Source organism: Devosia sp. 919 (assembly GCF_013185965.1).
GTDB lineage: Bacteria > Pseudomonadota > Alphaproteobacteria > Rhizobiales > Devosiaceae > Devosia.
Genome location: NZ_JABAOL010000001.1, coordinates 2,176,083 through 2,190,732 on the forward strand (window position 1 = coordinate 2,176,083; position 14,650 = coordinate 2,190,732).

Annotated in this window: 15 protein-coding genes; 2 read left to right on the plus strand and 13 right to left on the minus strand. The window is 64.5% G+C overall.

The genetic code is table 11. The features are described from left to right. Positions 1–37: 37 nt before the first annotated feature. The 6 genes from HRQ64_RS10700 to HRQ64_RS10725 are packed head-to-tail and all read right to left on the minus strand — an operon-like array spanning position 38 to position 6,220. Positions 38–982 (minus strand): acetamidase/formamidase family protein, encoded by a 945-nt coding sequence (locus HRQ64_RS10700; RefSeq protein ID WP_172123267.1) that lies wholly within the window; start codon positions 980–982, stop codon positions 38–40. Continuing rightward, a complete protein-coding gene (locus HRQ64_RS10705; RefSeq protein ID WP_172123268.1) occupies positions 972–2,588 on the minus strand; it encodes an ABC transporter substrate-binding protein in 1,617 nt (538 codons plus the stop codon). Before HRQ64_RS10705 ends, HRQ64_RS10700 begins: the two co-directional genes overlap by 11 nt. A gap of 54 nt (positions 2,589–2,642) precedes the next feature. Continuing rightward, the gene (locus tag HRQ64_RS10710) at positions 2,643–3,563 is read right to left on the minus strand and encodes an ABC transporter permease (RefSeq protein ID WP_172123269.1); all 921 of its coding nucleotides are present in this window, start codon (positions 3,561–3,563) and stop codon (positions 2,643–2,645) included. Continuing rightward, positions 3,560–4,474 carry an ABC transporter permease gene (locus HRQ64_RS10715; protein WP_172123270.1) on the minus strand — a complete coding sequence of 305 codons (915 nt, stop codon included), beginning with the start codon at positions 4,472–4,474 and terminating at the stop codon, positions 3,560–3,562. Before HRQ64_RS10715 ends, HRQ64_RS10710 begins: the two co-directional genes overlap by 4 nt. Next, a complete protein-coding gene (locus tag HRQ64_RS10720) occupies positions 4,452–5,060 on the minus strand; it encodes an ANTAR domain-containing protein (protein WP_172123271.1) in 609 nt (202 codons plus the stop codon). The genes HRQ64_RS10715 and HRQ64_RS10720 overlap by 23 nt, the downstream gene beginning before the upstream one ends. Beyond that, positions 5,057–6,220, minus strand: a complete 1,164-nt coding sequence (locus tag HRQ64_RS10725; protein WP_210258539.1) for a transporter substrate-binding protein — start codon at positions 6,218–6,220, stop codon at positions 5,057–5,059. Before HRQ64_RS10725 ends, HRQ64_RS10720 begins: the two co-directional genes overlap by 4 nt. Before the next feature lie 890 nt (positions 6,221–7,110). On the opposite strand from HRQ64_RS10725, the gene clcA reads away from it, so the two are divergent. Further along, on the plus strand, positions 7,111–8,451 hold the full coding sequence (gene clcA / locus HRQ64_RS10730; protein ID WP_172123272.1) for a H(+)/Cl(-) exchange transporter ClcA: 1,341 nt from the start codon (positions 7,111–7,113) through the stop codon (positions 8,449–8,451). Positions 8,452–8,551: 100 nt separating this feature from the next. Here the strand turns inward: clcA and HRQ64_RS10735 are convergent, their stop codons facing one another. The 7 genes from HRQ64_RS10735 to HRQ64_RS10765 form a co-directional block, all read right to left on the minus strand. Then, complete coding sequence (locus tag HRQ64_RS10735; RefSeq protein ID WP_127753001.1) at positions 8,552–9,244, minus strand: VIT family protein; 693 nt, start codon at positions 9,242–9,244, stop codon at positions 8,552–8,554. A gap of 32 nt (positions 9,245–9,276) precedes the next feature. Beyond that, the gene (ftsH, locus tag HRQ64_RS10740; RefSeq protein ID WP_172123273.1) at positions 9,277–11,289 is read right to left on the minus strand and encodes an ATP-dependent zinc metalloprotease FtsH; all 2,013 of its coding nucleotides are present in this window, start codon (positions 11,287–11,289) and stop codon (positions 9,277–9,279) included. Between the two features lie 268 nt (positions 11,290–11,557). Next, positions 11,558–11,854, minus strand: coding sequence for a DUF2934 domain-containing protein (locus tag HRQ64_RS10745; RefSeq protein WP_172123274.1), 297 nt, complete (start codon positions 11,852–11,854; stop codon positions 11,558–11,560). Between the two features lie 101 nt (positions 11,855–11,955). Beyond that, a complete protein-coding gene (locus tag HRQ64_RS10750) occupies positions 11,956–12,192 on the minus strand; it encodes a hypothetical protein (RefSeq protein WP_172123275.1) in 237 nt (78 codons plus the stop codon). Between the two features lie 230 nt (positions 12,193–12,422). After that, on the minus strand, positions 12,423–12,896 hold the full coding sequence (locus HRQ64_RS10755) for a BA14K family protein (RefSeq protein ID WP_172123276.1): 474 nt from the start codon (positions 12,894–12,896) through the stop codon (positions 12,423–12,425). A gap of 152 nt (positions 12,897–13,048) precedes the next feature. Next, positions 13,049–13,555 (minus strand): SH3 domain-containing protein, encoded by a 507-nt coding sequence (locus HRQ64_RS10760; RefSeq protein WP_172123277.1) that lies wholly within the window; start codon positions 13,553–13,555, stop codon positions 13,049–13,051. A 77-nt stretch (positions 13,556–13,632) separates the two neighbouring features. Further along, positions 13,633–14,103, minus strand: coding sequence for a GNAT family N-acetyltransferase (locus tag HRQ64_RS10765; protein WP_172123278.1), 471 nt, complete (start codon positions 14,101–14,103; stop codon positions 13,633–13,635). A gap of 154 nt (positions 14,104–14,257) precedes the next feature. On the opposite strand from HRQ64_RS10765, the gene HRQ64_RS10770 reads away from it, so the two are divergent. Beyond that, positions 14,258–14,641, plus strand: coding sequence for a rhodanese-like domain-containing protein (locus tag HRQ64_RS10770; RefSeq protein WP_172123279.1), 384 nt, complete (start codon positions 14,258–14,260; stop codon positions 14,639–14,641). Positions 14,642–14,650 lie beyond the last annotated feature (9 nt).

Here is a 14,650-nt window from a genome sequence, read left to right on the forward strand (position 1 = left end):
GCGCAAGCCTTGGTCGCCACGATGGCTGGGCAGGGGGTCACTCAAAGACGATCCTGGGGAAGTAGAAGGAAACGACCCAGTTGGGCATGTCGACGATCTCGGAAATGCGCAGATCGCCACAAACCGAGCAGAGCATGTAAGCATCCTCGGCACTGATGCCGTGCAGCTTGCCCAGCAGCTCCACCATGTCGCCGACGGCGGCGCGGGCCCCGGTCATCAGGTCGGGTCCGATGCCGGTGGTGACCTCAAAGCCCTCGGTGTCGAGATGGCTGGTGACCGGGCCCGGGGTTGTGAAGCGCGGGAAGGCAAGATTGGCGCCCTTGATCAGCTCGAACTTGAGCGCGATGTTCATCTGGCTCTCGATCGCGGTGCCGCAGACTTCGCCATCGCCTTGGGCGGCATGGGTGTCGCCCACCGAGAACAGCGCGCCTTCCACCTCGACCGGCAGGTAGAGAACGGTGCCAGTGCTGAGATCGCGGATGTCCAGATTGCCACCCATCCGGCGAGGCGGGACCACGGAATGAGTGCCCGCCTCGGCGGGCGCCACCCCGATCGTGCCCGGGAAGGCCTTGAGCGGCACCTTGCCCTTGTCGGAATACAAGGTGGGGCTCATGGAGGCGGCATCATATTTCCAGAGCAGGAGCGCCGGATCGGTGAACTGATCGGCAAGGAGCCCGAAGCCGGGGATGTTGGCCGTCCAGCCAAAGCCCGAGGGCTGGAAGCCATCAATGGTGATCTTGAGCGCATCGCCGGGCTGGGCGCCATCGACCAGGATGGGGCCGGTGACGGGATTGACCTTCGAGAAGTCAAGCGTGGGGACATCGGCCACGGTGCTGTCGGGGGTAAAATGACCCGAGCCGCTGTCGTGACACTCGAACAGAACAGTTGAACCGGGCGCCACCGTTTGCACGGGCGGGATCGAACGATCCCACCCGAAATGATGATGCGCGCGGTGAATGGTGTAGTCGCAGTTACTGCACATCTTTGGCAAACACGTGATCGTAGTGGACGGGGATGTGGACGGGGTCGACGAAGATGGCGTCGGGGCCGCCGAGGCGTTCGGAGCGAAGGGTGAAGCGCTGCTCGTTGAAGACGGGCACCCAGGGGGCGTCCTCCATCACGCCGAGGAATACGTCGCGCCACATCTGCTCGCGCTCGGCCTGCCGGGCTGGGTCGGTCACGGAGTCGGCGGCAACGGCCTGGACGTCGAGGTCCTCGTTGCAGTATTTGGACCAGTTCCAGCCGCCTTCAACCGCGCCGGCGCAGCCAAGGATCGGGCCATAGAAGTTGGAGGGATCGGGGAAGTCGGCAATCCAGGCCATGCCGCCCGACCAGATCATCGGGGCCGAGCCATTGCCGCCGGCTTCGATAACATTGGCCTGGGCGAGGGAGCTGATTTCGGCCGTGATGCCGATGGCGGCTAGGTCCTGCTGGATGGCCTGGGCGATGCGCGGATTGGGATCGGTGTTGTAGACAAAGAGCTCGGTGGCAAAGCCATCGGGATGGCCGGCCTCGGCCAGCAGCGCCTTGGCCGCTTCCGGATCATAAGCATAGCCCTCATAGTCCGGCGCATAGCCGGGCATGGTCGGGGGCAGGGGCTGGTTGGCGGGAACGGCCCGGCCATTGATCACACGAACAATGCGATCCTTGTTGATCGCCATGTTGACGGCCTGGCGCACCTTGAGGTCGTCAAAGGGCGGCTGGGTGACGTTGAGGGTGATGTAGCCGGTGTGGAGCTGGCCGCCTTCAACGATGAGGCCCTCATAATCCGGGTTCTGGCTGACCTGGACGAACTGGGCGGGCGGAATGCCGTCGCCGGGCATGTCGATCTCGCCGTTCTGGAAGCGCAGAAGCGCCACGCTGGGCTCGACGCCGACCTCGAAGGTAATCTGGTCGAGTTTGGGCAGACCCGGCTCCCAGTAATCGGCGTTGCGCTCGAAGACAAGGCGCTGGCCCAGCGTCCATTCCGCCAGCTTGAAGGCGCCGGTGCCGACGGGGTGGGTGGCGAAATCGGCGCCCCATTCCTCTACCGCTTCCTTGGGGACAATGGACGCGAAGTTGAGTGCCATGACATGGAGAAAGGTCGCGTCGGGGCGGGTGAGCTTGACCGAGACCGTGAGCGGATCAACCACCATAACGCCCAAAAGCTCGGTCGCTTCGCCCGCAGCCATCGCATCAAAGCCCTCGATGGAGGCAAAGAAGCCGGCTCCGGGGCTCTGGGTGGCGGGAGCGGTGACGCGCTCGAAGGAGTATTTCACGTCATCGGCGGTCATCTCGCGGCCGTTGTGGAATTTGACGCCGGGGCGCAGCTTGAAGGTATAGGTCAGCTGGTCGGGGGAAAGCTCATAGCTTTCCGCGAGGCCCTGGCTCAGGGTCGAAGTGCCCGGCTCGTAATCCATTAGGCCATCAAAGAGCGACTTGATCATGGACCAGTTCTGCCAGTCATAGCCGATGGCGGGATCGAGCGTCGCCACGTCGTTTTGATAGGTGACGATCATGGCGCCACCCTGCTTGGCGTCCTGCGCCATTGTGGGTGAGGCGGCGAGAAGGACGGCGAAGGCGACCCCCGCCAGCAGTGATTTGCGCATCTTGTGGTTTCTCCCTTGAACGGCGTTTGTTTGAACGGACATTTGGATCCTCGCTCAGCGCAGCTTGATGCGGGGATCGATGAAGGGGGCGGCGAGGTCGGCGAGCAGATTGCCGATGACGATGGCGCAGGCGGAAACCAGCGTCACCCCCATGATGATGGGGATGTCGACGCGCTGGATCGCCTGCCAGGCGAGCTGGCCGATGCCGGGCCAGCTAAAGACGCTTTCCACCACGACGATGCCGGACATGAAGATACCGATATCGATGCCGATCATGGCGAGGATCGGCAGGATGGCGTTCGGGACGGCGTGGCGCAGCAGCACCTGGTGGCGCTTGATGCCCTTGGCCTCGGCGGTACGGATGAAATCCTGGCGCAGCACCTCGATCATGGAGGAGCGCATCATCCGGGCGTACCAGCCGGCGCCGAGCAGCCCAAGGGTCAGGGACGGCAGCACCAGATGCTGGAAGGTGCCGTAGCCGCCGATGGGGAACCATCCCAGCTGCACGGCGAATACATAAAGCAGCAGGATGCCGGCGACGAACTGCGGTGCTGACACGCCGACGAAGGACGCCACCATGAGGGCATTGTCGAAGGCGGAACCGCGCCGCACTGCCGCCAGCACGCCCAACGTGAGGCCGATCACCAGCTCGCAAAAAATGCCGCCGGCCATCAGCAGGAGGCTCGCCGGCAAGCGCGAGGCGATGAGGTCGGCCACTTCGGTGCGCTGCAGATAGGAGCGGCCGAGGTCGCCCTGCAGCAGGCCGGTGAGATAGCGCCAGTATTGCTCGTAAACGGGCCGGTCGAGGCCCAGTTGCTGGCGAATGCTTTCCACCGTTTCGGCGGTGGCGCTGCGGCCGGCGATCTGGCGCACGGGATCGGCGGGGAGGAGATAAAGCAGGGCATAGGTGATGAGGCTGATGCCAAAGAGGATCAGCACGGCCTGGAGCAGACGCCGGAGCACATAAAGGGTCATGGCTGGCGCCCCCGCGAGGTGGGATCGAGAATGTCGCGCAGCGCATCGCCGACAAGGTTGAAGCCCAGGGCCAGGAGGATGATGGCAAAGCCGGGGATGAAGACGAGCCAGGGCGCGGAGGCGAAATAGCTCTGGTTCTCGAAGATGATGTTGCCCCAGGAGGGGGTGGGCGGCCGCACCCCGACACCCAGAAAGCTCAGCGTGGCTTCGAGCAGCACGGTGGTGGAGATCCCCAGCGTCGCCCAGACGATGATGGTGGACACGAGATGGGGCAGGATGTGGCGGAAGAGGATGAGGGCCGAGCCGGCACCCAGCGAGCGTTCGGCGGTGATGAAGTCGCGTTCCGCCAGCGAGCTGGTTTCGGCGTAAAGGACGCGCGCCACCTGCACCCAGTTGACCATGGCGATGACGATGGCGACGATCCAGAGGCTCGGGCGGAAGATCGCCGCGAGCACGATGGCGAGGAGCAGGGCGGGAAAGCTCATCATCAGATCGGTGAAGCGCATAAGGACGGTGCCGATGATGCCGCGGAAATAACCGGCGGTGATTCCGACCAGCGCGCCGATGGTCACGGCAATGCCGTTGGCGACGACCCCGATGGTGAGCGACGTCTGGGCGCCATAGATCAGCCGGCTGAGGAGATCGCGGCCGAGGAGATCCGTGCCGAACCAGAACTGCGCATTGGGCGGCAACGGGGCGCCTTCGATGGTGAGGCCCTCGAAAAACTGCTCGCCCGGATCATAGGGGGCGACCAATGGGGCAAGGACCGCGGCTGCGACGACGAGGGTGATGATGAGGAGGCCGATCACCGCGAGCGGGCGATGGAGCAATTGGGACAGCACCGAAGCGGGCTTGACCGGCGCGGCGGGAACGCCGCCGGGCGCCAGTTCAGGCGCGAGAACGTCGGTCATTGTGCTCCCCTTCCTGGTGCACCAAGCGGGCAGCCATGATCTCGATGGTGACGCGCTCGCTCATCGCCATCTGGCGCAAGATGTCATAGGCCGCACTGGCCGTGCCGGCGCCTGCGGCCATCAGCTGCGCGGTGGCTTCCGCCACCACCTGGCGGCCGGCGAGCTGGTCGCGTAGCCCCGACAGTTCGGCCTGGAGCGCGGTGCGCTGCCGGAAGGCCGATGTGGCGATCACCAGTGCCGCATAGATGCCGCCACTGCCCACCGGCTTGAGCAGATGCGCATCGGCGCCTTGCCGGAGAGCCCAAGCGAGCCGCCCGGGCGCTTCCGAGCCAATGAGGGCAATGGTGGGCATGGGCGCGGTGCCGGCAGGCCAGGGGAACTGGCCGTCGTGGCCCATATCGGCGTCGAAAAACAGCAGGTCGGCGGGGGCAGTGGCGGAGTCGGAGGGCAGTTCGGGCCAGCACAGGGTTGGCCGGATGCCCAGCTGTTCGAGCTGGCGCACAATGGCGTCGACCACGGCATGCGGGCGGTGCAGGATCGCGGCGCGCTGGCCGACGAAATTGGGGGTGAGATCGGCCGTTCTCATTTCACCACTCGCAAATTGCTGCCGGCGCGCACCCGGTCCGCGGCGGAAACGACGAGGCTGGTATGGGCGAGATAGGGCTCGGGTGCGATCGGCTCGTCGCGCTGCTCGATGATGGCGAGCGCGCCGCTGGCGGTGACCCGGGCGATGTGAGGGGTGAGAACGGCATGGTTGTTGGCAGCCATGATTTGCAGCGGCCCCAGGGGGGTGGAGGGCGTGGCCTGGTTAAGCGAGGCGAGCACGGATCTGCCGTCCTCCGTTTCCGCTGCAAGGAGGCCGGCGACGAGCAGCTGGACGGCGCTATAGGCCTGGGCGAAGAAGGCCGAGACCGGCTGGCTGGTGGCGTCGAGCTGACCGAGGAAATGCTGGTTGGCTGATGTCCGCAGGGCCTGGAAGTAGGGGGCGATCGTGTAGAGCCCCGCGGCCTTGTGGCCGAGCAGCGCCGCTTCCCCTTCGGCCAGATTGCAGCTCACCACCGGGCGCTTCTCCATGGAGAAATCGGGATCGGCCTCACCCAGGGCATGATACGCCTCGAGGAACGAATAGGAAGATGGACCGATCAGCGTATTGAGCACGAAGTCGGGGCGCTTGAGACGGATGTCCCGCAGGATATGGCCGAGATCAGCGTCGCCGAGAGGCGCATAGCGTTCACCCGCAACTGAGCCCCCGGACTGCTCGATGATGTCGCGGGCGATGCGGTTGGTTTCCCAGCCCCAGATATAATTGGAGCCCACAAGATAGCCGTTGTTGCCGAAGCGGGGCAGGATGTGCTGCAGCAGCGGCAGGATGTGCTGGTTGGGGCAGGCGCCGAGATAGACCACCTGCTCGTTGCACTCGAAGCCTTCATAAGGGCAGGGGTACCAGAGGGTTGCGTCGTGCTTTTCGAGCACGGGGATAACTTCCTTGCGGCTCCATGAAGTGGTGCAGCCAATGATATGGCGGGCGCCGGTTGCAATGATCTCCGCCGCCATGCCGGCATAGCGCTCGGTGATGCCATGCGGATCGCGATGCTCGGCTAGAATGCGGAAGGGCAGGGTGCCGCTGGCATTAAGCGCCTGGACGGCGAGCTGCGCCCCGGCAAGGCCTTCGCGCCCGAGCGCCGCATAGGCGCCGGTGGTGGAGAACAGTAGGCCAACTGTCACAGTTTGTTCGAGAACGGACAAACCAGGCTCCAAAACAAAAAAGCCCCACCCGGCGGCCAGATGGTCGTCCGAATGGGGCGCAAATGCCCGCAAGGCTTATGTTCTTGGCAGTGCAGCACCGGCTTGGAGCCAAGTCAATCAGAATAGGCCTTCGTGTTGGGCAAGAAGTTGCGGTGCCGAACCATTGGGCAGAGTGCTCACATTGTGGCGGCAGCGAGCTGACGCGCCTGCACTAAAAGCCGCACCGGCCTTGGGCCGTGCGGGTATGGGGCAGGCGGGCATCGCAGCAAGAACTGCGACATGGGGCGAAGTTCGCCTCGGTGCCGGTCGTCCGGCGGGAAATAGAAGGTGAAGCAAGCTTCGCCCCATGTTCTATCGGAGACTCTTCGGTGAGGACCGTCCGTGGCTAGACCCGTGCCAAACGCCAGAAGCCCTGGGGCTTCATGGACCGGGGGATGAAATCGGTCCCGGATCATCCTCGTCCCGAAGGAATTTGGGCGACCCCAAACCCATCCGATATTCCCGCACCGACCGTTCGTCGCGACCGCGCAGCTTGCCCGGGAACAAGGGGATTGTGCCTGAGGTTTTCGGGGGCGGGGATAAGTTTTGGGGGTGGTGATGGCCGCCCTCGTGGTTCGAGGCTGCGCTACGCTTCGCAACTCACCATGAGGGCTCCCGCGCATTTCCGCGCATTTTGGACCTCCGGAGCCCTTGTGGTGGGGTGCACAGCGGAGCCTCGAATTCCGGAGGGCGGCGCGCGGATGCCGGCTGCGCGAATGGAAGTGGAAACCATGGTTAAACAAACTTGTCCCGGCAGGGGGTTCGTTTCCCGCCCTCGCGCGTAACCCTTCAGAGCTGGCCAGCCTTTGAAGCTGCGGGCCGCCGCAGTGTTGGCCCGGAGGGGTGGACGCATGGACTATCCTGCTCCAGCACGATCCAGACCCGACGAGCGCCGGGCGCAGCGGCGGTATCTCGCCCTGGCCGTGATGGTGGGGATTATCGCGGGGACGATCGGGTCGATGTTCCACCTCGCGATCAATGCCCTGCTGCAATGGCCCGCGCAGCTGCGCCAAATTGTGGACGGGCCGCTGCTGGTACTCGCGGCAGCGCTGATCACCATGACAGTAACGGTGGCAGCTGTGGCGCTCGTGCGCCATTGGGCGCCCGAGGCCAGCGGCAGCGGTGTCCAGGAAGTGGAAGGGGCGATGGATGGCCTGCGCGAGATCCACTGGACGCGAGTGCTGCCGATCAAGTTTTTCGCCGGTGCGGCGGCGATCGGCTCGGGGCTGGTGCTGGGACGCGAAGGGCCGACCATCCACATCGGCGCGTCGGTGGCGGCGATGGTCTCGGCGCGCTTCGGGCTGACGGCCACGGAGCGCAGCGGCTTGCTGGCGGCGGGCGCGGCCGCGGGCTTGGCTTGTGCCTTCAATTCGCCGATTGCCGCGGTTTTGTTCGTGATCGAGGAAATGCGGCGGCAATTTCCCTATCGCTACAGCACCTATATGGGCGTGATCATTGCCGCGCTGCTCGCCACCGTGGTGACCCAATGGATCGGCGGCGCTGCCCCGGACCTTGTGCTCGCTGCGCCGGAAGTGCCGTTGCCCATGCTGCCCTTGTTCGTGCTGCTCGGCTGTGTGCTTGGTGGTGTGGGCGTCGCGCTCAACGCTTGCATCCTCAAGGCCCTGGCTTTTGCCGGAGCAGCGCAGGAACGGGCGCCCTATCTGTACCCGGCCGTGGTCGGGCTGCTGGTGGGGGCGCTGCTGGCCCTGTCTCCACAAACGGTGACGGGCGGAGAAGCGCTGATCCCGGCACTGGTGCGTGAGCAGCCCGGCGTGGTGGTGCTGCTGGCCCTGGCGGCCGCGCGGTTCTGCACCACGGTCGGTAGCTATTCAACGGGCGTGCCGGGTGGGATCTTCGCGCCGATCCTGTCGCTGGCGGGATGCGTTGGGCTGGCCTTCGCCGCCCTTGCCAGTGCTGCAATGCCCGATGCCGGCGTGGTGCCGGCGGCCTTTGCCATTGCCGCAATGGGCGGACTTTTCACCGCCTCGGTCCGCGCGCCGATGGTGGGGGTGGTGTTGACGCTCGAACTTACCGGTGCCTACGGCGCGACGGTGCCGCTGCTGACCACCTGCCTTGCAGCCAATCTGGCTGCGCAGTGGTTAGGCGGCCGACCGATCTACGAGCAGTTGCTGGAGCGCACGCTCACGCTGGCCGGCATCAAAGCACCGGCAAAGCCGGCCAATGATGGATAACGGCGACGCCGGGGTGATGGCCCGGCGCAAGGGCTTGCCGAAAAGCGCTTTTGCCGGGCTGATTACCGGCTCTGCATTGTGGCCCCGGGGCCGCCGGCAGCTAAAGGGCGACGCCGAAGAGCCAGCCGGCAGCCGAGGTGATCACCATCGCGAGCGCCCCCCAGCCGACCACCCGGACCATGGGCATGAAGATCGGGGTTTTGCCGGCCCAGGCACCAAGCCCTCCCAGAAGAGCGAGCCCTGCCAGCGTTACCGCATACAGCGGCAGCAGGGTTTGACCGGCAGCGGCGAAATAGGCTGTGGCAACGGGGATGATGGCGCCGGCGGCAAAACTGGCGGCAGAAGCAGCGGCGGCCTGCACCGGGCGAGCCAGGGTGCCCTGATCGATGCCGAGTTCCTCGCGGGCATGCACGGCCAGCGCGTCGTGTTGCATCATCTGCGTGGCGACGGTGCGGGCCAGGGCTTCATCAAGCCCGCGCGACGCATAGATGGCAGTGAGCTCGTTGAGTTCACCTTCGGGGTCGGCTTGGAGTTCCTGGGTTTCGCGGGCAAGGTCCGAGCGCTCGGCGTCGCGTTGCGAACTGACCGAAACATATTCGCCTGCCGCCATCGACAAAGCGCCCGAGATCGCCCCGGCCAGTCCGGCGAGGAGGATAGCGGTCCTGTCGCCCGAGCCGGCGGCCACACCGGCAACGAGGCTAGCCGTTGAAAGCAGTCCGTCATTGGCGCCCAGAACTGCGGCACGCAGCCAGCCGATCCGATTGGTAACATGGTCTTCCCGATGCGCGGCCATGAGGGTTCCTTGGCGCGGGGCTGCAGCCCCATCTAGTCGGCGCCAGCGGGTGTCAGCGCTTCCTGGGGCGGCTGGTCTGGCTGGTTGGTTTCCCCGGAAAGGCCGGTGACGGCCAGAATCTCGTGCTCGTCAAGCGTTTCCCGGTCCAGGAGGGCATGGGCAAGGGCATCGAGCTTGCCGCGATGTTCGCGCAACAGGGCTTTGGCTTGCTCATGGCACTCATTGATGATCCGCAGCACTTCGGAGTCCACCAGCCGCGCGGTTTCCTCGCTATAGGGCTTGTCATTGCCTAGCATGCCCTGGCCGGTCCAGGCGTTCTGGCGCGGGGCCAGTTGCACCATGCCGAGCTTGTCGCTCATGCCCCAGCGGGTGACCATCTGGCGGGCCAATTGGGTGGCCTGCTCGATGTCGTTTTCCGCGCCCGTGGTGCGGGTGCCATAAACGATTTCTTCGGCGGCGCGCCCGCCCAGCATCCCCACGATCTTGGCCAGGAGATAGCTCTCTGGATAGTTGTAGCGGTCAGTGAGGGGCCGCTGATAGGTTACGCCCAAGGCCTGCCCGCGGGGCACGATGGTGACGCGCTGCACCGGGTCGGCGCCGGGGACTACGAGGCCCAGAATGGCGTGGCCGCCTTCGTGATAAGCGACGCGCTCCTTGTCGGCTTCGCTCAGGATGATGGGGCGCTCGGGACCCAGGATGATCTTTTCAAGCGCATCGATGAAGTCCTTTTGATGCACTTCTTCTTCTTCGCGGCGAGCGGCGAGGAGCGCGGCTTCGTTGACGAGGTTGCGGATATCGGCGCCCGACAGACCCGGCGTGGTTTTGGCGAGATGGGCAAGATCCACATCGGCGGCCAAGGGGATCTTGCGGGTATGCACCTTGAAGATGGCTTCGCGGCCATTGCTGTCGGGAAGATTGACCACGACACGGCGGTCGAAGCGGCCGGGGCGGAGCAGGGCGCGGTCCAGCACGTCGGGCTGGTTGGTGGCGGCGAGCACGATGATGCCCTCGCGGCTAGAAAAACCGTCCATTTCGGTCAGGATCTGGTTGAGGGTCTGCTCCTGTTCGCTGGCGCCGCCGAGCACCGCCTGGCCGCGGGCGCGACCGATCGAGTCGATCTCATCGATGAAGATGATGGCGGGTGCATGTTTGCGGGCATCCTGAAACAGGTCCCGCACGCGGGCGGCGCCAACGCCCACGATCATTTCCACGAACTCCGAACCACTCATGGAAAAGAACGGCACATCGGCTTCTCCGGCCACGGCGCGAGCGAGCAGTGTCTTGCCGGTGCCGGGCGCACCAACGAGCAGAACCCCCTTGGGCGCGGTGCCGCCGAGGCGGGTGTATTTGGCGGGATTGCGCAGGAAATCAACGATTTCCACCAGTTCGTTCTTGGCTTCCTCGATGCCCGCAACATCGTTGAAGGTAACCTTGCTGTCGGTTTCCTTGTCGAAGCGTTTGGCCCGGCTTTTGCCGATCCCCGATATACCGGCCATGCCGCCCAACATGCCACCGCCTTGCTTGGCGGCGCGGCGGAACAGCCAGACATAAAGCCCGATAATGATCAGGGCCGGCCCGAAGGCATAAAGCAGGGTGACAAACAGATTGGGTTCGGTCTGGAGCGGGGTGGCGCGGATATCCACGCCATGCTCGATCAGCTCGGTATCGAGCCCTGGGTCGACGAACATGGGCAGGATGGTGGTAAAATCCTGAATGGTGCGCGGGGTGCCGGCGGGTTGCCCCTCCGTGGCGGGCGGCGCCCATTCGATGGGCGCCTTGAACCTGCCCTCGACCCGGTCGCCCTGGGTATGGATGGCTTCCACATTGTCGCGCGCCAGTTCCGCACGGAAGGTCGTGTAGGAGATCGGCTCGGGGGCTCCGGGCGCCGGAAACAACAAACTGACGACGAGATAGTTGATTGCCAGCAGCGCCAGGAACCACAGCCAAGTACGCCGGGATGGCATTGTCGGCTGCGGCTTGGTGCCCGTCGGCGTGCGCTCGGGCGGTTTGCGCTCCGGCGGTATGCTGGCCTGGTTTCCTGACATTCATCCCACCTTGAAGCTAAGCTGGACAACGAAGTCTAAGTCGATGTGCTACGGTCATCACTGGATGATTGAAGGAATGGCGGGGCGTGGTGCGCCTCAGCTCAATGCAGGCAAACGGAGGGCGAAAACCATTGGTTCCGCTCCTACCTGGGCAAGGCGGGACTTATCCTTAAGGATTGTGCCTCGCTCGCTCCGCGGCGAAACGGAGCGGGCAAGGGGCGCGGGCTAGGGCCCCTGGCGCGGTCGCCGCGAGAAGGGCGCCCTGGCGCTATTCGGAATTTTCGCCCCGCGCAGTGCCGGTGGCGTTGCCAGCGGTTTGGCCGCCACCGGTGCCAATGCTGCCCACGTTGGGCGCCCCGCCGACCGGCGCAATGCCGCCGGGCTGCAGATTGGTCCTGAGGCCGGACAGCGCCTGGGTCGGGCGATCCGAGCTGTTCTCGTCTTCCGCCGTCAATTCCGCGACGGCATCCATGTAATTCTGGAACTCACGTCCTTCGGGTCGGCCTTCCCGTTCCCAGATCTGGTGCGCGCGGCGCTTGATGTCTTCGTCGTCGAGTGTCGGCATTTGGATCTCCTCCTTAGCGCCCGAAATGCGCGACAAAAGGGGAGGGTTCGGCCATTGCTGCCCAGGTTAGCGCCCGATGTTTCCCGGACGCGGACCAGCGATCACGCCTTGCTGTAAAGCGTCGTGACCCGCTCCGGGCTTGGTTGGTTGAGTTGCGTCACCCGGGCGCGCAGGCGGGTGATATCGCCGATGGTGTGCAGTTCTTCGTGCAGCACTTTCATCGCGGCCGCTTCCGGGGTGGAGGCGAATACCGTGCTCACCTCCGACTGCTGGGCGCGCCCCTCAGGATCGGTGTTGTAGGATTCCACCCGATATTCGTGCTGCTCGCTGGTACTCATGCTCACTCCAAAGCTGCAGTCTAGCACGGAGGGGCAAGTTTTTAACACCGGTGCTGCGCCGTCTAGGGCTGATCGCCCGCAGGCACCGACATGCACACCGGAAGGATCAATCGGCGGCGGACCGGCAGTTTTGGTTCCGGATCGCCAGTGTTCAGGTGCCGCGGTAAGCTCCGCCCAAAACAAAAAAGGCGGCTCCGAAGAGCCGCCTCGCTGGAGGATTTTAGACGCGCTTAGCGCATATAGGGGGATACGCACTGCTGGCGCGGCCCGTTAAAGGGCTGGAAGGTGTTGTCCGAAGCGCGGTACGAGCGGTACTGGCTTTCGCACCAGCGCAGATGCTCGCGGGTGATGCGGACCGGGCCCGAATTGCTGTTGTTGTTGTTCTGGTTGGAAATCGCACCACCGATGATGGCACCAGCGATGAAGGCCGCCGGTGGGAACCAGTAGCCATTGTGCTGACGCCAGCCCGAGCGGCGTTCCCGCGAGCCACGGTGACCATTATAGTAGCCATAGTTGCCACGGCGCTCGAAGCCACCACGGCGGTGGTCACGGTCACGACCGCGATCCCATCCACGGTTCTGGACAGTGAGGAACTGCGCTTCGGAAGTGATTTGCAGCGGCTGTGCTGCTGCCGGGACGCTTGCTGCGCCAAAGCTGGTGATTGCCATAAGAGCGGCGCAGGCGCCCGCCATAATCTTTTTCATGTTTTTTGCTCCTTGTTCGCCCACCGCGATGATTAGGGAATGCCGCGGGGGATAAATCGTTCGGGTATGAACGAAAATTAAGTTCAACAGATCGAGAGCATCTACATCAAACGGGCGATAAAGCCGCGGGCGAGGAGATGCCCCAGTGTTCCTCACTGGCCTGACAAATAGCGGCGGCTAGCCCAGCCTTCCCAGCCAGCGGCCCGCACCTTCTGCCAGCTGCCAACTGCATAGGGCAGGAAGGCGATGTCGCATTCACGTGGGCTAAGGCCCGTCAGGATGCGCGAGCTTGGGGAGGGATAAGCACGCAGGTTAAGGACGTCATTCCGCGCAACGCCACTGACGCAATAGATTGCCGGCGATACCATGGAGATATAGCGGCGGTTGACCCAGCCGGAATAGTGCCCGTCCTCGATGGGGCACCATGAACCCTGGCATGCCGCCATGACCATGACCCCGCAACTGCCATAGGGCAGGGTAGTCACGACCCGGCTGCTGGCACCCGGACGGGAGCGGACGTTGAGCGCATCAGTGGCGGGGATGTTGACGACGCAATGTTCCTCCCCTTGCACCACCTGAGCCTGAGCGGCGACGCCCAAGCCCAGCAAGGCCGACAGCGCGGTCGCGCCGGCAATAAGCAAAAGCTTGATCTTGGACATGGCTACCTCCTCTTTGCGCCGACACTAGAAGGGGTGAGGTGAACCGCGCCTGAACGGAGCGGGAAACCGTTGTGGTGCTAGCCAATGGATTTGGTCATCACCGGCACCACGGGGCCAAGCGGGGTTTTTTCTTTGCCGACAACGGTGAAACCTTGTGCCTGGTAGAACGGCACTGCTGTGGTGCCGGCCACCACCCGGATGCCGGTGGCTTGCCGCACCAGCAGCTCGCGCTCAACCGCCTCAAGGATCTGCCGGCCAATGCCGCGGCGCCAATAAGGTGGATCAACGAACATGCCGGCCAGCTCGGCAAACTCGCTGCCCCCGATGCTGAAGGCGGCAAAGCCTACCGGCGCCCCATTGGCTTCGGCTACGACGATCTGGCCGTGACGGAGCAAATCTTCGTCGATCCGGAAATGCCCCGGCGCTTCGGTCAGGCGGCGCAGCACCTCGCCCGTTTCAACGGCAAGCGAAGCATTGAGCATCACCTGGTTCAGCAACGGCCGGTCTTCAAGCCGTGCCTGGCGGATCGTTACGGCTGGTGGGGACATGATGCGAGCAATAGGCCCTTCGCTCCTGGCGGGTCAATGCGGCAGGTTCCCCGAGGAGGTGGCAGTGGTCGCCGGGCGGGTAGGCTCCCCGACGGGGTGACTGGCCTCGGATGGCGCAGAGGCGTAGGTTGTGCCTGATCAAGAGGAGGACGCGATGACGACCAATGTGAAAGAGCTTTTGTCGGCGGCCAATGCGGAAGTGCCACGGATCTCGCCCGAGGACGCGCGCCGGATGGTTGCCGAAGAGCATGCGGTGATCGTGGATGTGCGCGACATGCCCGAGTTGCAGGCCAGCGGCAAAATTCCGGGTTCGGTCCACATCCCGCGTGGGATGCTCGAGTTTCGAGCCGACGAGGCGACGCAATATCATGACCCCAACCTGTCCAAGGACCGCCCGGTGATCCTGCATTGTGCCTCCGGCGGCCGCTCGGCCCTTGCCGGCAAGACCCTCAAGGATATGGGCTATCAGCAGGTGTTTAACCTTGGTGGCTTCAAGGACTGGGTCGAGGATGGCGGCGAGGTCGAAAAGCTTTCCTAGCCGGGATCC